This is a genomic window from Jatrophihabitans sp. YIM 134969 (genome assembly GCF_054456675.1).
In genome coordinates, this window is record NZ_JBTJEQ010000009.1 from 75,537 (window position 1) to 98,507 (window position 22,971).

Below are 22,971 nucleotides of genomic sequence, written 5' to 3' on the forward strand. Positions count from 1 at the left end.
TCACGCCGGGGCGATGAGCCCTTCGCCGGTGCCGACCTCGACGAGGAATCCGTCGGTGTCACCGAAGGTCTTGGCGATGACGGCCGTGCGCTTGAGGTAGTGACCGACCGGGTACTCCATCGTGATCCCGATGCCGCCGTGCAACTGGACGGCCTCCTGGCCGACGTGCCGGGCCGACTGGTCGACCTGCACCTTCGCGGCTCGCACCGCCCGGCGCCGCTCGGCCGCGTCGTCACCCTCGAGCGCCAGCCGGGCCATGAGCGCCATGCTGCGCGCCTGCTCCAGCGACACGTACATGTCCGCGGCGCGGAACTGCAGCGCTTGGAACACGGAGATCGGCGTGCCGAACTGGACGCGGGTCTTGAGGTAGTCGACCGTCAACCAGAGCATCCGGTCGATGGCGCCGACCGCCTCGGCGCACAGCATCGCCGTCGCGAGGTCCACGACGGCGTCGATCGCCGCCGTGGCGTCGGTGGCCGACCCCAGGGGGCTGGCGGCGGTGCCGTCGAACCGGATGTCGGCCGCGCGCAGCCCGTCCTGCTGCGGGTGCGCGGACCGGGTGACGTCCGCGGCGTCGACGAGGAACAACCCCGTCCCGCCGTCGGGCAGCGCGGCCGACACCACGAGCCGGTCGGCCGTGTCGCCGCCGAGCACGTCGGTCTTCTCGCCGCGCAGGGTCCAACCACCGCCCTGCTCGGAAGCCGTGACACCCCGGGCCGCGGTCGACCACCGTGCGCCCGGCTCGGCCCACGCGAAAGCCAGCAGCAGCGTTCCGCCCGCGACGGCCGGCAGGATCTCGGCCTGCTGCTCTGCGGTGCCGACGGCCGCGACCAACGAACTGCCGAGCACCACGGTCGCGAGGAACGGCTCGAGCACGAGCGCCCGCCCGAACTGCTCGACGACGGTGGCGAGTTCGGCCGTGCCCATCCCGGCGCCGCCGTACTGCTCGTCGACGGTGAGGCCGAGCAGGCCCATGTCGGCGTACTGGCGCCAGAGCGTCTCGCTCCAGCCGCGCTCGGAGTCCAGCAACTCCAGCCGCGTACGGGGTTCGTACCGCTTCTCGAGCAGGTCGCCGACCGCCTCCGCGAGCGCCTGCTGTTCCTCGGTGGGGTCGAGGTCCATGGTCGTCTCCTCCGTCAGAGCTTCAGGATCGCCTTGGCGATGATGCTGCGTTGGACCTCGTTGCTGCCGCCGTAGATCGTCGTCTTGCGGGTGTTGAAGTAGGCGGGCATGGCCTCGACCGCGGCATCGCTGATGGCGGCGAAACCGTCGTCCCCCGCGGCGCTCTCGCGGTACGCGACACCCGCCGGGCCGACGACGTCGACCAGCAGCTCGGTGGCGCGCTGCTGCAGCTCGGAGCCCTTGATCTTCAGCACCGACGACAACGGGTCGGGCTTGCCGTGGCCGACCTTCGCCTCGCGGGAGAGCACCCGCATCACCGACATCTCCAGCGCGGTCAGTTCCACCTCGAGCGTGGTGAGCCGGGCCCGGAACAAGGGCTCGTCGAGCACGCTGCCCGCGCTCGACGCGGTGGCCGCCGCCACCTCCTTGATCCGGAGGACCCGGGCCTTGATGCCCCCGACACCGGCGATGTTGGTCCGCTCGTTGCCGAGCAGGAACTTGGCGTAGTCCCAGCCGTGGTTCTCCTCGCCGACCAGTTGGTCGGCGGGGACCCGGACGTCGTCGAAGAAGACCTCGTTGACCTCGTAGCCACCGTCGATGAGGTGGATGGGTCGCACCGTCACGCCCGGTGAGTTCTGGTCGATGAGCAGGAAGGAGATGCCCTGCTGCTTCTTCGCGCCCGGATCGGTGCGGACCAGGCAGAAGATCCAGTCGGCGTACTGGGCCAGCGTGGTCCAGGTCTTCTGGCCGTTGACCACGAACTCGTCACCGTCGCGGACCGCGGCGGTCTTGAGACTCGCGAGGTCCGAACCCGCGTTGGGCTCGGAGAAACCCTGGGACCACCAGATGTCGGCGTTGGCCGTGGCCGGCAGGAACCGTTCCTTCTGCTGCTCGCTGCCGAACGTGGCGATGACCGGCCCCACCATCGCGGTGTTGAACGGGATCGTCGGCGGGACGTGCGCGAGGGCCATCTGTTCCGCGTAGAGGTGGCGCTGGACCGGCGTCCAGTCCTGGCCACCCCACTCCTTCGGCCAGTGCGGCACGGCGAGACCGTGCGCGTTGAGGATCCGCTGCGAGGTGCGCATGTCCTCCCCGGTGAAGTGCTCGCCCCGGGCGCCCTTCGCGCGGATCTCGGCCGGGATCTCGGTGGTGAAGAACTCCCGCATGCGTTCGGCGAACGCCAGGTCTTCCTCGTCGAGCGCGATGTCCACGCGTGCCTCCTCGGCCGGTCTGCCCTGCTGGTCACTGCTGTCGGCCCCACCATAGGTGGCGCGGGCCGCGATCGCGCCGTGACGGGGACTACGGTCCGTTCCCATGCTCACCGATGCGCAGGGCACGCCGTTGAGCGTGCTCGCCGAGCGGGCCGAGGAACGCTTCGGCGACACCAGCACCCTGCTGTTCGAGGGTCGCGAACACACCACGGCCGACCTCGGCGCGTGGGCCCGGCGGGTCGCGGGCGGGCTGGTCGAGCTGGGGGTAGCACCCGGCGACCGCGTGGCCGTGTGCATGGCCAACTGCCCCGAGGTACTGGTGACGTACCGGGCGGTGTGGTGGATCAGCGGGGTCGTCACCCCGCTGCTGTTCCTGCTGACCGAGCCCGAACTCCGGCACGCCCTGGCCGACTCCGGGGCGAAGGTCGTGGTCACCACGCCGGAGTTCGCCCCCAAGGTCACCGCCGCCGCAGCGGGCCTGCCGACCACCGTGGTCGTGGCGGGTGACGCCGGCGCGGCCGTGGCCTTCGACGAGCTCGCGGCCCACGCCGAGGCCGCGCTGACGACCCGACCCCCGTCCGACCCGGCCGCCCTGCTCTACACCGGCGGAACGACCGGGCGGTCCAAGGGTGTCGTGCTGAGCCAGGACGCGGTCTCCGCCGCGGCCTGGGCCGCGGTCTCCGCCGGCGAGGAGGCCCCGCTGGACGTCAGCCTGGTGCCCCTACCGCTGGCGCACGCCTTCGGGCTGCTGGTGACCTCGACCTCCCTGCACGCCACCCGCCCCAGCCGGACCGTGCTCATGCGGTGGTTCGACCCGACCGGCTGGCTCGACCTGGTCGCGGCCGAGGGCGTGGAGACCAGCCCGGTCGTACCGACGATGTTGCGGGTGCTGCTGCAGTTCCCCCTCGAGTCGTACGATCTGCGCACCCTGCAACGGTTGGTGAGCGGGAGTGCCCCGCTGGCCGCCGAGGTCGTCGAGCAGTGGCGCCGCCGCGTGCCGGGCGTCGAGATCGACGAGGGCTACGGATGTTCCGAGACCTTCGCCTCGGGCACGGTGAACCGCATGGGCCACGCCCGGCCGGGGACGGTGGGCCAGGCGGCTCCCGGGATGTCGATCCGGGTCGTCGACCCGGCCACGGGCGCGGAGCTACCCCCGGGTGTCGACGGCGAGGTCTGCCTGCGGTCGGCGTCGCTCATGACCGGGTACTGGAACGACCCGGAGGCCACGGCCGGCGCGTTGCGCGACGGCTGGTTCCACACCGGCGACATCGGACACCTGGACGACCACGGCTACCTCACGATCGTCGACCGCCTCAAGGACGTCGTGATCCGCAACGGCTTCAACGTCTACCCCCGTGACGTGGAGGAGGTGCTGATCGCGCATCCCGACGTCGCCGTGTGCGCGGTGGTCGGACGGCCGGATCCCGACAAGGGTGAGGAGGTCGTGGCCTTCGTGCAACTGCAGCCCGGTGCAACGATCAGCGCTGGTGACCTCGTGGCGTTCGCCCGCGAACGGCTCTCGGCCGCGAAGTACCCCCGTGACGTCCGGATCGTCGACGCCGTGCCGCTCACGAGCATCGGCAAACTGGACCGGAAGGCGTTGCGCGCGCGGCTCTGACGGCGCGGGCGCCCGGGCTCAGGTGCCGTAGACGCGGGTCGGGGTGACCACCACCGCGGTACGGCGTTCGTCGCGCATGACCCGGTCGAACTCGTCCCAGTCGTCGTGGGTGCCGCCGGCGGCGGTGAAGATCTCGCGCAGGAGCAGACGGATCCGCTCGGGATCGAAGCCGTCGGCGGGGTCGTCCGGACCGATCAGCTCCGCCCGACCCTCCACCGTGCCGTAGCGCCAGCCCTCCCGGAACGTCAACGCGGTCTGCGGTCGTGCCCGCAGGTTCGCGAGCTTGTGGCGGCCGCTCGCGACGAACGCCAGCGCCTGCTCACCGGTGACCGGGTGCGGGAGGACTCCCGCGTTGACGAGGGTCGACTGGATGGTGCCGTCGGCGCGCACGGTGGCCACCACCGCGAGTCCCTGGTCGGCGCGGGCGAGGGCGACCGCCTCGATGACGGTCGTCATGCGTCCACCGTGCTCTCTCCGGTTGAGGGGCTCTCTCCGGCGGCGGGGCTGTCTCCGGCAGACGTGCTCTCCCCGGCGGCGGGGCCGCGACCCGCGATGGACGCCCGGATCCGCGCGGTGCGGACGGCCTGTTTGAGCGTCTCGACGTCGTAGGCCCCGAAGTGCCGCACCCCGTTGACGAAGAACGTCGGCGTGCCCGCCACCCCGGACTCGTCGGCGGACTCGACGTCCCGGGCGACCCGCGCCACGCCCGAGCCGTTCATGACGTCGTCGTGGAACCGGTCGGTGTCGAGGCCGAGTTCGCGGGCGTCGTCGAGAAGGTCGGCGATCCGCAGGTGCTCCTGCCGGTCGAGCATCAGGTCGTGCATCTCCCAGAACTTCCCCTGCGCCGCCGCGGCTTCGGCCGCGAGCGCAGCCATGTGCGCCTGCGGGTGGACGTCGGTCAGCGGCAGGTGACGCCACACGTACCGCAGGTCGGTGTCGACGAGCAGCCGCCGGACCTCCGGCTCGGCCTGCCCGCAGTAGGGGCACTGGAAGTCGCCGTACTCGACCACGGTCACCGACGCGTCCGCGGGACCTCGCACGTGGTCGACGTCGGGGTCGACCGGCTGGGCCAGATCGACGATCTGGTCGCCGTCGCCGAGCAGGGCCCGTTCGCGTCGGGCGCCCGGCAGCAACGCCGTGACGCGGAAGACCACCCACGTGACCAACGAGGCGATCAGCGCCGCGAGCAGCACCCCGAACTTCGCCTCGGCCAGCCGGTCGCCGTCGAACACCAGCGCGGCCACGACGAACGAGACGGTGAACCCGATGCCCGCGATCGTCCCGCTGCCGAGGACCGAGGCCCACCCGACCTGGGGTCGGACGCGTCCGGAGGTCGCCCGCTCCAACGCCCACGACGTCGCGATGACGGCCACGGGTTTGCCGACGACGTAGCCGACCACGACGCCCCACACCACCGGGGAGGCCATCGCCCGGGCGAGGAACGGCCCGTCGATCACCAGCCCGGCGTTGGCGAGCCCGAACAACGGCACGATGAGGTAGCTGCTCCACGGCAGGTAGAGGTCGAGCAGCCGGGCGTTGGGCGAGATGCTCCGCACCAGGCCCGTCCGCGCGGACCGGGCCAGTTGCGGGGTCGGTTGCTCACGGAACAGCCGGTACAGGCCGCTGACCTGCTCGAGGTCGTCGCGCGAGGGCGAGTAGGCGACGGCGATCAACCCGACGGCCAGGCCCAGGATGATCGGGTCCACCCCGCTGCCGAGCAGCGCGAACCACGACACCAACGAGAAGGCGAAGTACACCCACCCGCGGCGCACGCCCAGGTACTTCACCACCAGCGCGAACCCGAAGAACAGCACCGCCAGGGCGAGCGGCATCCACTCGACGTGCTCGCTGTAGACGACGGTCACGACCAGCAGCGACGCGACGTCGTCGACCACGAAGATCGTCACGAGGAACACGCGCACGCGGTCGGGCACCTGGCGGCCGACCAGGGTGAGCAGGCCGAGGGCGAGCGCGGTGTCGGTCGACATCGCCACCCCCCACCCGCGGGCGCCCGGACCACCGAGTGTGAACGCGAGGTAGAGCAGCACCGGCAAGGCCATGGCGAGGACGCCTGCGAACAACGGCAGCAGGAACCGGCGCCGCTCGCGGAGGTCACCGAGGTCGAACTCCCGTCGCGCCTCGAGCCCGACGACGAGGAAGAAGAACGTCATGAGCCCGCTGTTGACCCAGGTGCGCAGGTCGCGGGTCACGCCGACGTCGCCGAGGCGCAGCGAGACGTCGAGCTCCCACCACCGCTCGTAGCTGTCGCCCGGCAGGTTCGCCCAGACCAGCGCGGCGACGATCGCGGCCACGAGGACCACCGCACTGCCGGACTCGGTCCGCAGGAACTGCGCGACCGGTGCGGCCACCTGACGGGTCCAGCGGGTGGTCCCTTGGAGGCGGCCCGCTCCGGGCGTGGTCACGGGTACTTCGCGCTCAGGAGACGTCATGCCCGTCGAGGAACTCGCCGACGACGGTCGTGAACCGGTCGCGTTCCTCGATGTGCGGCATGTGGCTCGACTCGTCGAACACGACCCAGCGGACGTCGGCGATGCCGTCCGCGAACGGCTGCACGCAGGCGGGCGTCGCCTCGTCGTACCGCCCAGAGACCAACAGCGTGGGCACCGCGACGGCGTCGAGCCGGTCGATGACCGTCCACCCCTGCAACGATCCCAGCACCGTGAACTCCGTGGGGCCGTTCATCGTGTGGTAGACGGTCGGGTCCTCCTCCAGCGCCGCGAAGGTCGCGGCGACCTCGGACGGGTTCGGGACGACCCGGCACACGTGGCGGTCGTAGAAGACCTGCATCGCTTGGAGGTACTCCGGGGCGTCGTACTGCTCGCGGGCCTCGTACTCGGTCAGGGTGGCGGCGACGTCCCCCGGGAGCTCGGACCGCAGCCGGGCGGCCTCCGAGGACCACAGCGCCATGGACGCCGGCGAGTCGGCGATCACCAGCCGGCGCAGTCCCTCCGGGCGCCGCACCGCGTGCTCGGCGGCGAGCATGCCGCCCCACGACTGCCCGAGCAGGTCGTAGCTGGTGATCCCGAGGCCGGCGAGAACGGCCTCGAGCTCGTCGAGGAACAGCTGCACCGTCCAGAACTCCGTCGGCCGGTCGGGCAGGTGGGTGGAGCGTCCGCACCCGACCTGGTCGTAGTGGACGACGGCGCGATCGCCGACTGCGAGGTCGGCCACGGTCAGCAGGTAGTCGTGCGGCGCACCCGGTCCGCCGTGGAGCGCGACCAGCGGGACACCCTCGGCGAGATCGCCGGTCACCCGGTACCAGGTGCGGAAGCCGTCGCCCCACGCCAGCTCGCCCTCCCGGTCGGCCGGGCGCAGGGGGGCGGTCACCGCGTCACTGGTCCTCGGGCGCCCGCACCGCGAGCACCGGGCAGGTCGCGCCGAGCAGGATGCGCTGGGCGTTGCTGCCCAGCAGCGCCTTGCCCACCGGCGACCGGCGCTGGAGTCCGACCACGATGAGTTCGGCCTCGACCTCGTCCGCGGCCTTGAGGATCTCGTCGGACGCGAAGCGGCGGTCCTGGTTGACGTGGCGCACGGAGAACCGCACCCCGTCCTCGGTGAGGCGGCGGGCGACGGCGTCGAGGTCCTGCTCGTCGGCGGCGGTCGGCTTCACGAATCCCGACTCGTCGACGACGTTGACGATGACGACGTCGGTCTGGCGGAACCGGGCCTGTTGCACCGCCTCGGTGATGGCGAGGAAGCCGGTGGCATCCGGTACGTAGCCGACGACGACGGTCACGGTGGTCTCCTCGCAGCGGGACAGGTGGTCAACGCCACATCATGCCAAGCCCGCCCGACGTCGTCGCCCCCGGGAACCGCCGGGGCTCAGGCGTACCGCGTGTAGGCCGCCTGGGCGTAGCTCACCCGGGCGGCCGTGTTGCAGTCGCCGCAGCCCTCGAACTTGTCCTGGAAGGCCACCACGGCGGCGGTGATCGTCGTCGCGGCCTTCAGCGACGACAGCCCGTAGTAGGAGAACTTGGTCAGCTCGTACCAGATGAAGTTGAGCTGCGTCCCGAGCGCCAGCCGGCTCGTGCCCCGGCCGGCGGCGTACTGCTTGACGTTGTCCCCGGCGTACGTGTCCCAGCGGCCGCCGACACTCCACTGCGCGATGCCCCGACCGGGGCCGCCCCCGAACTGTTTGATCGTGGGGTCCATCCCCGACTCCTGGTCGAGGTTGCCGACCACACCGGCCGCCTGGACCTTGGTCAGCCCCTTGGACACGAAGAACCGGAAGGCGCGCTCCTCGTTGGCGCGGATGATCGCGGCCGCCACGGCGCCGGAGTTGGGGCTCATCCCCACGCCGTTGCCACCGGGAGTCGCCGGCGCCGCCGAGGCCGGAGCCGCGACCAGCAGTGTTGTCGTGAGCAACGCTGCCAGCACAGCGGCGACGCGCGCGATCACCGGGCCGGACGTGCGAGGGCGTTCGGACAAGGGGTCTCCTCGGGTCGGAAGTCCGATCCGTCAGGACTCTAGGACCACCGGGTCGCGTCCGGCCAGTTCGAGCGTGACGCCGACCAGCTGCTCCGAGAGCTCCCACACCCGGGCGGCGTCGGACTCACTGCGCAACGGCTTGTACAACTTCTGCTCGGCCGGTGGGCCGCCGACGTGCCCCGCACCCGCGGGTCCGTAGAGCCGGCCACCCTCGCCCGTGGTCGCCGCGAGCAGGGCCGGCAGCTGTGCACTGCGCACCGTTCCCACCAGGATCCCGCGCTGCGACAGGGCCCGGATGACCCGGACCTGCCGGGTGTCCTCCCGCCGACCGAGCTCGGGCCGCGCCGCCAGCAGGCTGGTCGGCGCCACGCCGGGGTGGGAGAGGTTGCTGCTGATCCCCCAGCCGTGGGCGGCGCTGCGGCGTTCGAGTTCGAGCCCGAACAGGCCGAACGCGATCTTGGACTGCCGGTAGGCCCGCATCGCGTCGTAGGCGCGTTCGGAGTTCGGGTCGTCCCAGGCGACGTTGCCGCGGGCGGCGGCCACGCTGATCTGGGAGGTGACCCGCGCCCGCCCGGCCGCGAGCAGCGGCAGCAGGTGCGCGACGAGCGCGACGTGGCCGAGGTGGTTGGTACCGAACTGGAGCTCGAAGCCGTCGGCGGTCGTCTGCCGTTCGGGCGGGGACATGACCCCCGCGTTGTTGACCATCAGGTGGATCGGACGGCCGTCGGCGACCAGGGTGCGACCGAGTGCGGCGACCGAGGCGAGGGAGGAGAGGTCGAGATCCAGCAGGTCGACGACCGCCTCGGCGTGGTCGGCGCGGATCGCGGCCGCGGCCCGTTCGCCCTTCGCATGGTTGCGGACCGGCATGACGACCTCGGCGCCGGCCGCGGCCAGGCGCCCGGCGATGCCGAGGCCGATGCCGTCGCTCGCGCCGGTGACGAGGGCACGTCGTCCGGTGAGGTCGGGGAGGGTGATGTCGGGTGGGGTTCGGCTCATGGCTCCACCGTCCCCGGCCCGCTCGGAACGGACCAGGGATCGTCGATCCGTGGATACCGGCGGCCCGGTCTGGGACAAAGGTGGGGTGACCACCGACCGGCCGGCGCTCGCCGCGTTCCTCCGTCACCGGCGCGAGGCGCTGCAACCGGAGGACGTGGGACTCCCCCGCGGCCCCCGACGCCGGACCGACGGCCTGCGCCGCGAGGAGGTCGCGCTGCTCGCCCACATGTCGACCGACTACTACACGCGTCTGGAGCAGGAACGAGGCCCGCAGCCCTCGGAGCAGATGACCGCGGCCATCGCCCAGGGCCTGCACCTGTCGCTGGACGAGCGTGACCACCTGTTCCGGTTGGTCGGCCACACCCCGCCGCCGCGCGGCGGCATCAGCGACCACGTCGCGCCGGGCATGCTGCGGATCTTCGACCGCTTGACCGACACCGCGGCCGAGATCGTCAACGAACTCGGCGAGACCCTGCGCCAGACCCCGCTCGCCGCCGCTCTGGTCGGCCGCACCACCGGGTTCACCGGCCCGGCGCGCAGCATCGGCTACCGGTGGTTCACCGACCCGTCGTCCCGTGCGGTCTACGCCCCCGAGGACCACGCGTTCCTCTCGCGGATGTGGGCCTCGGGCCTCCGGGCGAACCTGGCCGCACGAGGGCCGTCCTCCCGCGCGGCGCAGTACACGGCGCTGCTGCTGGAGCAGAGCGAGGAGTTCCGCGCCGTGTGGGACCGACAGGAGGTGGGGCTGAAACCGCCGCCCCACAAGCGGTTCCAGCACCCGGAGGTCGGCCGGCTGGAGCTGAGCTGCCAGACGCTGCTCGACACCGAGCAGGCGCACCACCTGCTCGTCTACACGGCCGAGCCCGGCAGCGAGAGCGCGCAGAAGCTGGAGCTGCTGGCGGTGCTCGGCGCGTCCGAGCGGGTCTGACAGCGCGACCCTCGTGGGCGCCGGCTCGGATAGCGTGCGCCTGTGGCCGACAAGCCGTTCCACCACGGCAACCTGCGCGACGAGCTGCTCACCCGCGCCCGGCAGACGCTGCGCAGCTCCGGCGAGGACGCGCTGTCGTTGCGGCAGTTGGCGCGTGAGGCCGGGGTCAGCCACGGCGCACCGCGGCGGCACTTCACGGAGCGACAGGACCTGCTCGACGCGTTGGCCCGCCTCGGCTTCGAGGAACTGACGACCACGGTGGCCGCCGCCGCGGAGGCCGCAGGTGACGACCCGCCGGCCGCCTTCCGGGCCGTCGCGCGGGCGTACATCGACTTCGCGGTGGTGGACCCCGCGCTGATGGACCTGATGTTCACGACCAAGAACCACCGGGCCGATCCCGGGATCGCCGAAGCCGCCGAGGGTTTCTTCGCCGCCGTCGGTGCGGTCATCGAGCGGGTCATGCCCACGCCGGGAATCGGGGCGGTGGGGGGCGTGCGGCGGCAACTCGTGCTGGCCTCGACGCTGCACGGCATCGCGTCGCTGGTCGCGGCCGGACGCATCGACCCGGCTCAGATCGACCAGCTCGTCGACGACGCCGGTCAGGTCTTCGGCGTCGCCCCCCGCACTCGACGTAGACGTTGACTACTTAGTAGACACTGTCTACTCTTGGGAACGTGACCTCGTCCCCGTTCCTCACCCCGTCCCAGCTCGTCGGCCGCACGGCGATCGTCACCGGCGCCAGCAGCGGTCTGGGGGCCGCCACCGCCGCGGCGTTGGCCGCCGCCGGCGCCCACGTCGTCTACGCCGTGCGCGACCTCGACCGCGGCCGGCAGGCGGTCGCCGCGGGCTCGACCGAGGTGCGACGCCTCGACCTCGCCGACCTCAGCTCGGTGCGGGCGTTCGCCGAGGAGTGGGAGGGTCCGGTCGACCTGTTGATCGACAACGCGGGGGTCTCGGTGCCGACCCGGCAGACGACCCGCGACGGCTTCGAGCTGCAGATGGGCACCAACCACCTCGGCCACTTCGCCCTGACCAACCTGCTGCTGCCCCACGTGACGGGGCGGGTGGTCAGCGTGGCCTCGCAGGCCGAGCGCGCCGGCCGTCTCGACCTCGACGACCTCATGACCGAGCGGACGCCGTACCGCGAGCAGCGCGTCTACAACACCACCAAGCTCGCGAACCTGCTGTTCACCGCCGAGTTGCAGCGGCGGCTGACCGCGGTCGGTTCGCCGGTGCTGGCCATGGCGGCCCACCCCGGGCTGGTCGCGAGCAACATGACCGCCGGCGCCACCAGTGCGCTCGGGCGGTTCGCCGTGAGCCGGTTCGCCCAGTCCCCCGCCGACGGCGCGCTCCCCGTCCTGTTGGCCGCCACCGGCGACCTCCCCGGCGACACCTTCACCGGACCAGAGCACCTGCTGCACATGCGCGGTGGCGCCGAACCCATCGGCCGCTCGAAGCGCGCCCGCGACCCGCAGCTCGCCGCCCGGTTGTGGACGAGGTCGGAAGAGTTGACGAACACGGCGTTCCCACTCACCTGAGGGCCACGAGGTCGTTCGTCTACGGTGTTCCGGGAGGTCGCCGGATGCCACGCACGAAGAGCTTCGACGAAGCGGTCGCGGTGGCCGCGGCGCGCGAGGTGTTCTGGGCCCGCGGGTACGTCGCGACGTCGGTCGCCGATCTGCAGGCGGCGACGGGGTTGAGTCGTTCGAGCCTCTACGAGACCTTCGGGAGCAAGCGCGAGCTGTTCGACCGCGCGGCGACCGACTACGTCGTGGCCATACTCGAACCGGTGCTGGCGCCGTTGGAGGCCGACGGTGCCGCGGGCGACGAGGTCGCAGGATGGTTCGACGCCTTCGGCGCACATTTCCGCGACGCGCCCTCGGACGTCGTCGCGCGCGGATGCCTGATGATCAACACCGCGACCGAGCTGCACGCGCTCGACGAAGCCGCCGCGCACCGGGTCGTCGGTTTCCGGCGTCGCATCCGGGCAGCGTTCCTCAACGGGGCGCGCGGGATGCGGGTCGCGGACCCTGAGGCGTACTCGGACCTGCTGACGGCCCAGCACCTCGGCATGGTGATGACCTCACGGATGGACGGCCCCGCGGCGGTGAGGTTGGCGGAACACCTGGCCGCCGAGGTCAGGGCGACAGCGAGGGCGGCCCGTCGGCGTCGCCGCTGAGCGGCCGCTCCGGCAGGTGCTGCCGACGCCACTCGTGGGGCGTGACCGCGTGGGCGCGACGGAACGCGCGGGCGAAGGCCGACGGGTCACCGAAACCTCGCCGACGCGCGATCGCTGCGATGGTCGTCGTCGGATGCCGCAGCAGGTCGCGCCTCGCGGCCTCGAGACGCTCGGCGCGGACGTACCCGGCCAGGGAAACCCCCCGTGCCGCGAGGGTCTTGTAGAGCTGACGCTCGGAGATGTGCAGGTCCGCCGCGACTCGGGCCGCGGTGAGGGCAGGATCGTCCAGGTGGCGGCGCGCGACGGCGAGGATCCGCAGCTCCAGACTGCCTTCCGCCGCCTCGGCCGCCATCGACGTCCGGTCCGCGTGCGTGGCGAGAACCGAGCGGAACACCTCGACGCTCGGTCGGCCGAGACGGTCCGCGTCAGCGGCGGTCAACAGATCAGGCTGCGACCCCAGTGAGCGGAACCAGTCCACGGCGAGCGTGGCAACCGGACTGCCGGGCGCGAGCCGGGTGGCGGCGAGCGACCGGATGAGATCGCGCGACACGTCCAGTTCGGCCAGCGGCACGCGGAAGAAGTGCTGCCTGACCCCGCGTTCGTCGAGCAGTGTGTAAGGCGTCGTCGACTCGTAGAAGACCAGGTCGCCGGGGCCGACCACGACCTGACGGTCGCCCTGCACCACCATGCTCGAGCCCTCGAGTTGGAGGCCGAAGAACAGGCTCGGTTCGAGGTCGTCGCGGGCGAGCGAGGCAGTGCGGGTCACTCGCACAGCGGTGGAGTGGATCGAGCACACCGTGAGTGGTCCGAGCTGACCGATGGCACCCCGGACGGAGACCGCGTCCGGGCCGCCGCGTTCGGGGAACGCGATGTCGACGTGGACGATCGAGGCCGCGATCGCGTCGTGGACGAGGTCGACGCGCTCCGACGGCGACGCCTCGGCCGTGTCGAGCCGCAGGACCACGGGGGCCTCCTCGTATCCGGACCGTTCGGTCCAGGAGCCTAGCGGCTCGACCCGTCCTGCACAGGACCCGACCGGAACTGCACGGACGCGAACAGATGCCGGCCACCCGCCGTCGGACGTCGTAGCGTCCGCGCGTCACCGCGCTCGAACGGAGGAACCATGGCCCGAGTCGTGCTGCGTGGGCGAGCCGGAGAACTCGGCCGGGCGCTGGACACCGTGCGCCGCACCCAGCGCACCAGCCGGTCGGCGGTCCTCACCGTCACCGGCCCCGCCGGCATCGGCCGCACCGCGTTCCTCGACGCGCTCGCGGTCGAGTCGGCAGCCCTCGGCTTCCGGGTCGGGGCCGGAGGCGGCGGGACGTCCGCGCCGTCGTTCCCCGGTGCGCAGTTGCTGGTGGCGCTGCGGTCCGGCCCGGCTCCCCTGCTCGACCACGAGGCGTTCAGCTCGCTCGCGTCGTTGTACGACCGCGAGGTGTGGCTGGTCGACCGCGTCGGCGAACTGCTGGCCGACCTCGCGGCCCGGACGCCGGTCGTGATCGTCGTCGACGACGTCCACCGCGCCGACGAACTGACCCGGTTCGCGCTGCGTCTGCTCCCGGCGCGGCTCGCCGACGCGCCCCTCGTGTGGGCGCTGGGCAGCCGGAGCGGGGTCACCGAGGTCGTCGACGACATCGTGGCGACGGCCGGGCCCGCCACCGCGGTGACCAAGGTGGTCCTGGGTCCGGTCACCGACCGGGACGTCGACGACATCGCCCGCGACCACCTCGACCACGCGCCGGATCCTGCCGTGCGCGACCTGTTGCAGAGCGCCGGGGGCATCCCGTCGTGGGTCGTGCAGCTGCTCGCCGGCATCGACGGTCAGCTCCCGACCGAGCCGCCCGAGCTGCAGGCCCAGGCCGATCTGCTGCGCACCACCCGTGAGCGGATGGCCGAGATGCCCGCGCACGCCGCCGATCTCGTCCGGGTCGCGGCGGTGTGGGACCGCCCGCTCCCGATGGCCACGGCCGCGGCCGTCCTCGTCGACCAGAGCGTCGTGCAGGTCGCCGACGCGTCCCGCTTCGCCCTCGCGGACGGCCTGCTGACGCGGCACGACGGCGAGCTCCGGTTCCCCCACCGGTGGGTGTGCGAGGTCGTCTACGGCGACCTCGACGTCGAGCAGCGGCGCCTGCTCCACCTGCGGTGCGCCCGGCACCTGCTCGACACCGGCGACCGACTCACCGCCGCACGTCACCTGCGCGCCGGCGCCACCCCCGGCGACAGCGCCGCGGCCGACACGTTGATCCGGGCCGCCGCGTCGCAGCTGGACTCGAGCGCGGGCGAGGCCGCCGTCCTCGCCCGCAGCGCGTGGGCCCTGACCGACCGGGCGTCGGCGACGTCCGCCGCCCTCGCGGCGCGGGTCGTCGACGTCCTGCAGGACACGGAGCGGCACCTCGACGCGGTGGAGGTCGCCGACGCGGTCCTCGCCGCCCTGCCCGCCGACGCCCGCGGAGACCGGGCCCGCTGGCAGGTCCGCGCCGTGCGCTCGCTCGTTGCGGCGTCAGCCTGGGACCGGGCCCGCGACCGCATCGAGGCGGCGCTGGGCGGTGAGCGCGTCGACCCACGGGACCGGCAGGTCCTCGACGCCGCGCGAGCAGTCGTCGACGCCATGACCCGACCCCGCTCGGCACTGCCCGAAGTCCGCGACGCCGCGGGACGCCTGACGTCCGGTGCCGCGCCAACCGGCGGCGGCGCGCTCACACGCCGTCTGGCCGTCCTGGCCGCTGTCGACTGCGACCGACGCGAGATGCGGCACGGATCGGCGTGGGCGTTGCTGGGCGGTACGGTCACCGCGGCCGACGTCGACCTCACGGTGGAGCGGATCCGGACCCTGCAGGACCTCGACCGGCACGCCGCCGCCGCCGCGGAGCTGGAGACCGTCGGAGCCGGAGCGGCCGGCGGCCCGGAGGTCGACGGCCTGCGACCGGGCGTCCTCGTCGTCGCCGCCCGGCAGGACCTCGACCTCGGTCGCCTCGACGACGCCGCGGCCCGAGCCCGGCGGCTGCAGGTGGCGGCCGACGAGACGCGTGACCCCGTCCACCACGCGGCCGCACGCGCTCTGCTCGCGGAGGTCGCTCTGCACCGGGGCACCGAGGTGGAGTCCCACGAGGACACCGACGCCAACGTCGTCGAGTGGTCGTCCGGACTGCGTGTGGTGCATGCTGCAACGTTGCTGGTCGCGGGCGACAGCGAGTCAGCCGTCCACCTCGTACTTCCGGTGGTCGCGGCGTACCGGGTCGGGTTCTGCGCGACGATGTGGTCGCCACAGTGGACGCCGTTGCTGGCCCGCATCGCGCTGGCCGCCGGCGACCGCGATCTCGCCGCGCAGGTCGGAGCCGTCGCCGCCCGGGCGGCCACCCACAACCCCGACGTCGCGAGCTGGGTCGGAACGGCCGCGCAGATCGCCGGTCTCGTCGGCGAGGACCGGACGCTGCTCGCCACCGCCGTCGACACGCTCCGGGCGACGCCCCGTCCGCTCGTCCTCGCCTCGGCGCTCGAGGACCTCGGCGCGGCGGCGCTCCGCGACGGCGAGAGCGACGCCGCGAGGTCGTCACTCACCGAGGCGGCGGGCATCTACCGGCGTTGCCGAGCAGATGCTTCCGAGCACCGGGTGATCGCGGTGCTGGAGCGGGCCGGGCTGCGCCGTCGGCGTCCGCCGGCGACGCGATCCGCCGGCGGCTGGTCGTCGCTGACGGAGGGCGAACTCGTGGTCGCGCGGTTGGTCAGTGCGGGCCACACCAACCGCTCGGCCGCGGCCGAACTCGGCGTCTCACCCAACACCGTCGGCTCCCACCTGCGCTCCGCGTTCGGCAAGCTCGGAGTCCGGTCCCGCGTCCAACTCACCAACCTGGTCCACGAGAACACCTGACAGCCACGGCGGTTCCGAGCTCGGTCACAGCGGCACGACCGGGTCCGCGGTGAAGACCAGGCTGCCGGCCACCGTTGCGGGGAACCGGGTCATGATCCGCGCCACCTCGTCGTCGTCTGCGGCCTCCAACAGCAGCACCCAGGTCGCGGCATCGCGGTGACGCCACACGCCTGCCACTACCCGCTCGTCACGGAGTTCACGCAGCGTCGAGGCGAGGACCACGTCGTCCGCTTCCGACCCGGGTCCCGTCCCGCGCGCCGTGACCAAGAAGTACACCAGCAACTCCAACCGTCGGGGCGGCCCAGTACAGCACCCGTCTCGGTCGACCGGTATCGCACGAAAGGGTGAGGCGTCACGGCGGTTCCCGCCCGCCCGGACCACCCCGTCAATGGCCGTTCCCCGGCGGCCGGACCTTCATGCAACCCAGGGGATCTCACCCGGACGCGCGGGCGCACGACCACCTGCGCCGGGCCTTCGACCGGACCCGCCGCACCAACACCCTGCGTTCGCGTGATGTGCCGTGTGACGACCCACGGTCGGATGGCACCCGTCGGACCCACCACCACCCGCACACGTCGTCGACCCGGGAGACACGATGCCCCACATCACCGTCGGCCAGGAGAACTCCGGCCCGATCGAGCTGTACTACGAGGACCACGGCGGAGGCGATCCCGTGGTCCTCATCCACGGCTACCCGCTCGACGGGCGCTCGTGGGAGAAGCAGGAAGCGGCTCTGCTGCAGGCCGGCCATCGCGTGATCGCCTACGACCGCAGGGGATTCGGCCTCTCCAGCCAGCCCGCGACCGGCTACGACTACGACACGTTCGCAGCCGACCTCGACGTGCTGCTGACCACCCTCGACCTCCGCGACGTCAGCCTGGTCGGGTTCTCGATGGGCACCGGCGAGGTCACCCGCTACCTCGGGACCTACGGCTCCGAGCGCATCGCCCGGGCCGTGCTGCTCGGTCCCATCCCGCCCTTCCTGCTGCACACCGACGACAACGCCGAAGGCATCCCGCAGGAGCTGTTCGACGGGTTCGTCCAGGCCGCCGCCGCTGACCGGCCGGCGTTCATGACGGGGTTCCTCACGAACTTCTACAACTACGACGTCTACAAGGACACTCTCGTCAGCGAGGACCGGTTCCGCGCCAGCTGGAACACCGCCGTCAGCGCCTCGGCGTTCGGCGTGGTCGCGTGTATCGAGGCGTGGCTGACCGACTTCCGCAAGGACCTCGACGCCTTCGACGTCCCCGTGCTGGTGATGCAGGGCGACCAGGACCGGATCCTGCCGCCGCCCGCGACCGGCAACCGGCTCCCCGCACTGCTCCCCGGCTTGCGGCACATCGCGGTGGCCGGCGGTCCCCACGCCATCGTCTGGACCCACGCCGACCAGGTGAACGCCGCGCTGCTCGAGTTCCTCGGCACCTCGTCGACGACGTGAACGCCGCCCACCCGACCATCCACCACCCCACCCACCGGAGGAACACCATGTCCGTCCCCACCCACGTCAAGATCGCCACCGCGGTCGGCACCCTCGGTCTCGTCGCCGCGTCCCTCACCGCCGGCGCCGCGAGCAGCACCGCCGCGCCCTCCGCTGAGTCCGCACCGAAGCCGACGGTCGTGCTCGTGCACGGCGCTTGGGCCGACGGCTCGAGCTGGTCGGCCGTCACGGCGGACCTCATCCGCCGCGGTTACACCGTCGACGTCGTCCCGAACCCGCTGCGGGGAGTGAAGGCCGACGCCGACTACCTGAAGGCGTACCTGTCGACCGTGTCCGGACCCATCGTGCTGGTCGGCCACTCGTACGGCGGCATGGTCACCACCAACGCCGCCACCGGCAACGCGAACGTGAAGGCCCTGGTCTACATCGACGCCTACATCCCCGACCAGGGCCAGAGCGTCAACAGCCTCAGCGCGGGTTCGGCACTCACCGGAGCGGACGTGTTCAGCACACCCGTCCCGCTCGACGACCAGGGCACCGATGACTACTACATCCGGCAGGACAAGTTTCCCGCCATCTTCGTGGCCGGCGCACCCCGGCAGACCGCGGCCGTCCTCGCGGCGGGGCAACGACCCCTGGTGAACACCGCTCTCGCCGAGGCGTCGCCGTACGTCCCGGCCTGGAAGACCATCCCCTCGTACGACTTGATCGGCACCGCCGACAAGGTCATCCCGCCGGCCAACCAGCAAGCGATGGCGGCGCACGCGGGCGCCAAGGTGGTCAAGGTGCGGGCTCCGCACCTGTCTATGGTGACCGATCCCTGCGCGGTCACCAGCCTCATCGTCACCGCGGCCACCGCCCGCTGACCGGTGCCGACGACCGACAGGGACGGCGCGGCGGCGTTCGCCTTCGACGGCGTCAGCGATCGACGGCAGGGCCTGTTCGTGCAGCTCGCCCGGCGGTTGCTGCCCGGCGTCGAGCACGTCGAAGCGGAGATCGCGCCGTACGCCGCCGAGTGGCACGCCCACAACGTAGCGGCCCTGGCCGCGCCGGGACCCCTGTGGGTCGTCCTCGGTGACTCGTTGTCGCAGGGGGTGGGCGCGAGTTCGCTCGGTCAGAGTTGGGTGCTGCAGGCCGCGCGCATGCTGCGCGCGGCCGGGCGCCCCCACCGGGTCGTGAACCTGTCGATCAGCGGTGCGCGGGTGCTCGACGTCGTCGAACGGGAGATCCCGGCGATGGGAGCTCTCACGCCGACCCCCGACCTGGTCACCGTCCTCGTCGGCAGCAACGACGTCGTCCGTGGCCGACTGCGCAGCGTACTGGTCGACCACTACGCCACCCTGCTGCGCGCGTTGCCGGCGGGCACGTTCGTCGCGGTGCCGGACCGGTCGTTCGGGGTTCTGCGAGCCGTCGCCGACCTCGTGAACTCCGCGGCCGCGAACGGAGCCGTCGTCGCGGTCCCCGCACGCCTCACGAGCCGTGACCGCGCCGAGGACCACTTCCACCTCGACGACCACGGCTACCGCCTCGTCGCGGAGGACTTCGTCGCCGCGATCCGCGCCCACACCCCTCCCCCAGTTCCCGACACCGGCCGACCGGCCGGCTCGGCCCAGGAGACCCGATGAGCGTCCTCGACGACCTGATCACCCGCAACGGCGCGTTCGCCGCCGTCGACTTCGACCCGCAGCTCCGGATCAACCCCTCTCGCCAGCTCATGCTCGTCGGGTGTGTGGACCCACGAGTCGACCCCGCGGCCGTCCTGGGCGTCCAGCTCGGCGAGGCCGCGGTGATCCGCAACGTCGGCGGCCGCATCACTCCGGCGACGTTGAAGACCTTCGCCATGCTGGGAAAGGTCGGCCAGGCCAACGACGGTGGTCCCGGCTCCGGCTGGCACCTCGTCGTGCTCCACCACACCGACTGCGGCATGACCGACCTCGCGGCCTTCCCCCAGTTGTTGGCCGAGTACTTCGAGATACCCCCGGACCAGCTCGACGGCAAGTCCGTCAGCGACCCGCACGGCTCCGTCCGCGTCGACGTCGACGTCCTGCACGCCGCACCGATGCTCTCACCGGCGTTCGCCGTCTCCGGGCTCGTCTACGACGTGGGCACCGGCCGCGTCGAGGTCGTCGTGCCACCCGCGCCGCTCCGGGTGGCCGCTCCGTGAGCGGCCCCGGAGGGGGCGGTCGCGTCGCCCCGATCGCGAGGGAAGTCCACACCGAGCAGGGCGATCTGCACGTGACCGACCACCCGGGCGCCGAGCCCGCTCTCGTGCTGATGCACGGCTACCCGGACGACTCGCGCATCCACGACCGGCTCGTTCCGCACCTCGCACCGCGACGCGTCGTGACCTTCGACTTCCTCGGTCACGGCCGTTCCGGTCGGGGCGTCACCTCGACGCTCGCACCGGGGCAACGCGAGTCCGAACTCGCGGCGGTCGTGCGTGACCTCGACCTCGACCGGCCCGTGGTGGTGGGGCACGACGCCAGCGGCCCGGTCGCGGTCCACCACACCCTCGACCACCCCGACCAGGTCGGCGGCCTGGTCCTGCTCGACACCTACTACGGCCGCTCCCCCGCGCTCCGCTTCCCCGAGTTCATCCGCCTGCTCGCCGACCCGCACTTCCGTCCGCTCGTGGACGCCGTCCTGGCCGACGCCTCGGTCCTGGGATGGATGCTGCTGTACACCGACGCGCAGCTGCGCGAAGGCCCGGCCGATCCGGCCGGAGTCGGCGTCACAGCCGTGATCCCCCAGTTCTTCGGGGATGCGGGGCACCCCGACGCCAGAGCCGCGATCCGGGCCTGGACGGGTGAGCTGTTCACGGACCTCGCGCTGCAGGACGCCCGGGTGGCCGCCGGAGACCTCGCCGCCGTGGAGGTCCCGGTCACCGTCGCGGCGGGGGCACACGATCCGTGCTTCGGCGCAGGCGTCACCGAGCACCTCCAGTCCCTGTTCCCGCACGCCTCCCGCCACGAGGTACCGGGGGCCGCGCACTGGCCGCAGTGGGACCGGCCCGACGCGCTGGCGCCACTGCTGCTGGAAGCCGGCGGGCGTGTGTGAGGCCGCGGCCGCACCCGGCACCGTCAGGCGCACCATGCCCCGCCCGGCACCCGGCGCCGCCGTCGACCCCGTCACGCTCGCACCGGTGGACGAGGTGGTCGTGACGACGCTCGTGGACAACGTCTACGACGCCCTGCTCGAGAGCGACGACCGCACGACCCGCGCGCCCTTCGCCGTGGGCACCGCCCGGGCGCCGCAGTTCGCGGCCGGGCGCACGACGGTGGGGCTGCGGGCCGAACACGGTTTCTCAGCGCTCGTCACGGTGCGGCGGGGCTCGACCACGACCTCGCTGCTCTTCGACGCGGGCCTGTCCCCCGACGCGCTCGTCGTGAACGCCGACCGGTTGGGCGTCGACCTCACGGCGGTCCACGCGGTGGTGCTCAGTCACGGCCACTTCGACCACGCGGGCGGGCTGTCCGGACTCGCGGCGCGGCGCGGCGCACGGGGCATGGCGATGGTGGTGCACCCGTACGTGTGGACTCCCCGGCGCGTCGCCGTTCCCGGCCAGCCTGCGAACCTGCTGCCCTCCCTGAGCCGACGAGCGCTGAGGGCTGAGGGGTTCGACGTCCTCGAACGCCGACACCCCTCGCTGCTCCTCGAGGGCAGCGTGCTGATCACCGGCGAGGTCGACCGCACCACCGAGTTCGAGCACGGCTTGTCACCCGCCCACCAGGCGTGGGACGGCCGGGCCTGGGCGCCGGACCGGCAGGTCGTCGACGACCAGGCGTTGGTCGTGCACCTGCGGGGTGCAGGTCTGGTCGTGGTGACCGGGTGCGGCCACGCGGGCGCGATCAACATCGTCCGACACGCCCAACGGCTCACCGGCGTGCCGGAGTTGCACGCCCTGTTCGGCGGTCTGCACCTCGACGGCCACGCGTTCGAGCCGGTCATCGCTCCGACGGTGGACGCCCTGGAGCACAGCCGTCCCCGCCTGCTCGTCCCGGGTCACTGCACCGGCTGGCGGGCGCAACACGCGCTCGCCACGGCCTTTCCCGATGCCTGGGTGGCCGGCAGCAGCGGCTCCAGCTACCACCTCGGCTCACCGAGAGCCGCATGACCACCCGGAAGGAACCACGAGCATGTCGACGCCACCACCGCGGACCCGAGTCGTCACCGACCGCAAGGCGCTGATCCCCCTGGTCGTCACCGGGCTGATCGTCGGCACCGCGTTCATCGCCGTCTACGTCGGTCTGCAGCGTGATCCGCGGCCGCACCACCTGCCGATCGCCGTCGTGGGTCCGCAACTCGCCGGCGCCGCCCGCGCCGGTTTGGGCGATGCGGTGACCGTTGCACAGGCGTCCGGTCCCGACGAGGCGACCGCTCTGGTGCGCAGCGGTGAGGTCGTGGCCGCCGTCGACACGACCTCTCCCACCGGTCTCCGGCTGCAGTACGCCGGAGCCGCCGGGCTGAGCGAGAGCGGCGCGGCGCGCGAGCTCGTGGCGGGGCTGGCTGCGCGCGCGGGTCTGCAGATGTCCGAGAGCGACATCGTGCCGCTGGTGCGCTACGACAGTCGCGGACTCTCTGCGTTCTACGTCGTCTTCGGTGTGACCCTGGCGTCGTTCGTCCTGGCCCAGGGCCTGACCGCTGCGACACGGGTCGTCCGGCTGCGGCACCGGCTGCTCGCGATGGGCGGGTTCGCCGTGGCGATCGGGCTGATCGCGGCCGCCGTTGCCGGCCCGGTCTACGGATCGTTGACGGCGCCGTTCGTCCCGCTGGCGTCCTCGCTGGTCCTCCTCTCCGCCGCGTCCGCCTTCGGAACCAAGGCGCTCGGCGCCTGGCTGGGACCGGCCGGCATCGGACTCTCGGTCTTGGTCCTCACCACCATCGGCAACGCCACCAGTGGCGCGACCATCGGGGGCGACCTGCTCCCGGCCTGGGCTCGAGCCGTCTCGAGCGCTCTGCCACCAGGTGCGGCAGTGCGTGCCGTCAACGGCTTCGGCTACTTCGACGGCGCCCACACCGCCGGCCCCCTCGTGGTGCTGGTCGCGTGGTTCCTGGTCGGCCTCGGCCTCGTGCTGTCACGCCAGTGGATCGCCGTCCGAGCCTTGCCGCCGTCGTCCGACCAGCCCGACCTCGCCGTCGCCGCCGCGAACCCCTGATCG

General features: G+C 72.5%; 23 protein-coding genes. 13 read left to right on the forward strand and 10 right to left on the reverse strand.

Features of this window, described 5'->3' with window-relative positions; all coding sequences use genetic code 11:
• Together ACXR2U_RS07160 and ACXR2U_RS07165 are read right to left on the reverse strand one after the other, a co-directional pair.
• On the reverse strand, window positions 1–1,122 hold the full coding sequence (locus tag ACXR2U_RS07160; protein WP_458824269.1) for an acyl-CoA dehydrogenase family protein: 1,122 nt from the start codon (window positions 1,120–1,122) through the stop codon (window positions 1–3).
• 14 nt (window positions 1,123–1,136) lie between these two features.
• Complete coding sequence (locus ACXR2U_RS07165; protein ID WP_458824270.1) at window positions 1,137–2,333, reverse strand: acyl-CoA dehydrogenase family protein; 1,197 nt, start codon at window positions 2,331–2,333, stop codon at window positions 1,137–1,139.
• A 103-nt stretch (window positions 2,334–2,436) separates the two neighbouring features.
• Between ACXR2U_RS07165 and ACXR2U_RS07170 the strand changes: the two genes are divergently transcribed.
• Window positions 2,437–3,951 carry a class I adenylate-forming enzyme family protein gene (locus tag ACXR2U_RS07170; RefSeq protein WP_458824271.1) on the forward strand — a complete coding sequence of 505 codons (1,515 nt, stop codon included), beginning with the start codon at window positions 2,437–2,439 and terminating at the stop codon, window positions 3,949–3,951.
• An 18-nt stretch (window positions 3,952–3,969) separates the two neighbouring features.
• On the opposite strand, the gene ACXR2U_RS07175 is transcribed toward ACXR2U_RS07170, so the two are convergent.
• The 6 genes from ACXR2U_RS07175 to ACXR2U_RS07200 form a co-directional block, all read right to left on the reverse strand.
• Window positions 3,970–4,407 (reverse strand): TIGR03618 family F420-dependent PPOX class oxidoreductase, encoded by a 438-nt coding sequence (locus ACXR2U_RS07175; protein WP_458824272.1) that lies wholly within the window; start codon window positions 4,405–4,407, stop codon window positions 3,970–3,972.
• Complete coding sequence (locus ACXR2U_RS07180; RefSeq protein WP_458824273.1) at window positions 4,404–6,401, reverse strand: Na+/H+ antiporter NhaA; 1,998 nt, start codon at window positions 6,399–6,401, stop codon at window positions 4,404–4,406. The genes ACXR2U_RS07175 and ACXR2U_RS07180 overlap by 4 nt, the downstream gene beginning before the upstream one ends.
• Window positions 6,388–7,260, reverse strand: a complete 873-nt coding sequence (locus ACXR2U_RS07185; protein ID WP_458824316.1) for a proline iminopeptidase-family hydrolase — start codon at window positions 7,258–7,260, stop codon at window positions 6,388–6,390. The genes ACXR2U_RS07180 and ACXR2U_RS07185 overlap by 14 nt, the downstream gene beginning before the upstream one ends.
• 43 nt (window positions 7,261–7,303) lie before the next feature.
• The gene (locus ACXR2U_RS07190; RefSeq protein WP_458824274.1) at window positions 7,304–7,708 is read right to left on the reverse strand and encodes a universal stress protein; all 405 of its coding nucleotides are present in this window, start codon (window positions 7,706–7,708) and stop codon (window positions 7,304–7,306) included.
• 86 nt (window positions 7,709–7,794) lie between these two features.
• Entirely contained in the window at window positions 7,795–8,400 is a 606-nt protein-coding gene (locus tag ACXR2U_RS07195) for a phage tail tip lysozyme (protein ID WP_458824275.1), read from the reverse strand.
• A 30-nt stretch (window positions 8,401–8,430) separates the two neighbouring features.
• On the reverse strand, window positions 8,431–9,396 hold the full coding sequence (locus ACXR2U_RS07200) for an SDR family oxidoreductase (RefSeq protein ID WP_458824276.1): 966 nt from the start codon (window positions 9,394–9,396) through the stop codon (window positions 8,431–8,433).
• Between the two features lie 85 nt (window positions 9,397–9,481).
• Here ACXR2U_RS07200 and ACXR2U_RS07205 point away from each other — a divergent pair, with 85 nt between their 5' ends.
• From ACXR2U_RS07205 to ACXR2U_RS07220, 4 genes are read left to right on the forward strand one after another with little or no spacing between them, the layout of a single operon-like run.
• The gene (locus tag ACXR2U_RS07205) at window positions 9,482–10,324 is read left to right on the forward strand and encodes a helix-turn-helix transcriptional regulator (protein WP_458824277.1); all 843 of its coding nucleotides are present in this window, start codon (window positions 9,482–9,484) and stop codon (window positions 10,322–10,324) included.
• A gap of 42 nt (window positions 10,325–10,366) precedes the next feature.
• Entirely contained in the window at window positions 10,367–10,966 is a 600-nt protein-coding gene (locus tag ACXR2U_RS07210) for a TetR/AcrR family transcriptional regulator (RefSeq protein WP_458824278.1), read from the forward strand.
• A 32-nt stretch (window positions 10,967–10,998) separates the two neighbouring features.
• Window positions 10,999–11,862 carry an oxidoreductase gene (locus ACXR2U_RS07215; RefSeq protein WP_458824279.1) on the forward strand — a complete coding sequence of 288 codons (864 nt, stop codon included), beginning with the start codon at window positions 10,999–11,001 and terminating at the stop codon, window positions 11,860–11,862.
• Between the two features lie 44 nt (window positions 11,863–11,906).
• Complete coding sequence (locus tag ACXR2U_RS07220) at window positions 11,907–12,503, forward strand: TetR/AcrR family transcriptional regulator (RefSeq protein ID WP_458824280.1); 597 nt, start codon at window positions 11,907–11,909, stop codon at window positions 12,501–12,503.
• Here ACXR2U_RS07220 and ACXR2U_RS07225 read toward each other — a convergent pair.
• Window positions 12,463–13,467 (reverse strand): helix-turn-helix domain-containing protein, encoded by a 1,005-nt coding sequence (locus tag ACXR2U_RS07225; RefSeq protein ID WP_458824281.1) that lies wholly within the window; start codon window positions 13,465–13,467, stop codon window positions 12,463–12,465. The genes ACXR2U_RS07220 and ACXR2U_RS07225 overlap by 41 nt on opposite strands.
• A 159-nt stretch (window positions 13,468–13,626) precedes the next feature.
• On the opposite strand from ACXR2U_RS07225, the gene ACXR2U_RS07230 reads away from it, so the two are divergent.
• Window positions 13,627–16,371: a LuxR C-terminal-related transcriptional regulator gene (locus tag ACXR2U_RS07230; RefSeq protein WP_458824282.1), complete on the forward strand. Its 2,745-nt coding sequence runs from the start codon at window positions 13,627–13,629 to the stop codon at window positions 16,369–16,371.
• A gap of 24 nt (window positions 16,372–16,395) precedes the next feature.
• Here ACXR2U_RS07230 and ACXR2U_RS07235 read toward each other — a convergent pair whose 3' ends face one another.
• Complete coding sequence (locus ACXR2U_RS07235) at window positions 16,396–16,647, reverse strand: hypothetical protein (protein WP_458824283.1); 252 nt, start codon at window positions 16,645–16,647, stop codon at window positions 16,396–16,398.
• Window positions 16,648–16,966: 319 nt separating this feature from the next.
• On the opposite strand from ACXR2U_RS07235, the gene ACXR2U_RS07240 reads away from it, so the two are divergent.
• From ACXR2U_RS07240 to ACXR2U_RS07270, 7 genes are all read left to right on the forward strand, one after another.
• Window positions 16,967–17,812 (forward strand): alpha/beta fold hydrolase, encoded by an 846-nt coding sequence (locus ACXR2U_RS07240; RefSeq protein WP_458824284.1) that lies wholly within the window; start codon window positions 16,967–16,969, stop codon window positions 17,810–17,812.
• A gap of 47 nt (window positions 17,813–17,859) precedes the next feature.
• Window positions 17,860–18,678 (forward strand): alpha/beta fold hydrolase, encoded by an 819-nt coding sequence (locus ACXR2U_RS07245; protein ID WP_458824285.1) that lies wholly within the window; start codon window positions 17,860–17,862, stop codon window positions 18,676–18,678.
• A gap of 3 nt (window positions 18,679–18,681) precedes the next feature.
• Window positions 18,682–19,437, forward strand: coding sequence for an SGNH/GDSL hydrolase family protein (locus ACXR2U_RS07250; RefSeq protein WP_458824286.1), 756 nt, complete (start codon window positions 18,682–18,684; stop codon window positions 19,435–19,437).
• A complete protein-coding gene (locus ACXR2U_RS07255; protein ID WP_458824287.1) occupies window positions 19,434–19,976 on the forward strand; it encodes a carbonic anhydrase in 543 nt (180 codons plus the stop codon). Before ACXR2U_RS07250 ends, ACXR2U_RS07255 begins: the two co-directional genes overlap by 4 nt.
• A 71-nt stretch (window positions 19,977–20,047) precedes the next feature.
• Window positions 20,048–20,869 (forward strand): alpha/beta fold hydrolase, encoded by an 822-nt coding sequence (locus ACXR2U_RS07260; protein ID WP_458824288.1) that lies wholly within the window; start codon window positions 20,048–20,050, stop codon window positions 20,867–20,869.
• Window positions 20,870–20,903: 34 nt separating this feature from the next.
• Window positions 20,904–21,926: an MBL fold metallo-hydrolase gene (locus ACXR2U_RS07265; protein ID WP_458824289.1), complete on the forward strand. Its 1,023-nt coding sequence runs from the start codon at window positions 20,904–20,906 to the stop codon at window positions 21,924–21,926.
• Between the two features lie 22 nt (window positions 21,927–21,948).
• Window positions 21,949–22,968 carry a hypothetical protein gene (locus ACXR2U_RS07270; RefSeq protein WP_458824290.1) on the forward strand — a complete coding sequence of 340 codons (1,020 nt, stop codon included), beginning with the start codon at window positions 21,949–21,951 and terminating at the stop codon, window positions 22,966–22,968.
• The last annotated feature ends 3 nt before the right edge of the window (window positions 22,969–22,971 follow it).

Bases quoted from the DNA above. Each gene is read 5' to 3' on its own strand.
- ACXR2U_RS07240 (WP_458824284.1), top strand. From the start codon at position 16,967: ATGCCCCACATCACCGTCGGCCAGGAGAACTCCGGCCCGATCGAGCTG.
- ACXR2U_RS07160 (WP_458824269.1), bottom strand. From the start codon at position 1,122: ATGGACCTCGACCCCACCGAGGAACAGCAGGCGCTCGCGGAGGCGGTC.
- ACXR2U_RS07255 (WP_458824287.1), top strand. From the start codon at position 19,434: ATGAGCGTCCTCGACGACCTGATCACCCGCAACGGCGCGTTCGCCGCC.
- ACXR2U_RS07245 (WP_458824285.1), top strand. From the start codon at position 17,860: ATGTCCGTCCCCACCCACGTCAAGATCGCCACCGCGGTCGGCACCCTC.
- ACXR2U_RS07200 (WP_458824276.1), bottom strand. From the start codon at position 9,396: ATGAGCCGAACCCCACCCGACATCACCCTCCCCGACCTCACCGGACGA.
- ACXR2U_RS07175 (WP_458824272.1), bottom strand. From the start codon at position 4,407: ATGACGACCGTCATCGAGGCGGTCGCCCTCGCCCGCGCCGACCAGGGA.
- ACXR2U_RS07220 (WP_458824280.1), top strand. From the start codon at position 11,907: ATGCCACGCACGAAGAGCTTCGACGAAGCGGTCGCGGTGGCCGCGGCG.
- ACXR2U_RS07265 (WP_458824289.1), top strand. From the start codon at position 20,904: ATGCCCCGCCCGGCACCCGGCGCCGCCGTCGACCCCGTCACGCTCGCA.
- ACXR2U_RS07180 (WP_458824273.1), bottom strand. From the start codon at position 6,401: ATGACGTCTCCTGAGCGCGAAGTACCCGTGACCACGCCCGGAGCGGGC.
- ACXR2U_RS07170 (WP_458824271.1), top strand. From the start codon at position 2,437: ATGCTCACCGATGCGCAGGGCACGCCGTTGAGCGTGCTCGCCGAGCGG.
- ACXR2U_RS07230 (WP_458824282.1), top strand. From the start codon at position 13,627: ATGGCCCGAGTCGTGCTGCGTGGGCGAGCCGGAGAACTCGGCCGGGCG.
- ACXR2U_RS07270 (WP_458824290.1), top strand. From the start codon at position 21,949: ATGTCGACGCCACCACCGCGGACCCGAGTCGTCACCGACCGCAAGGCG.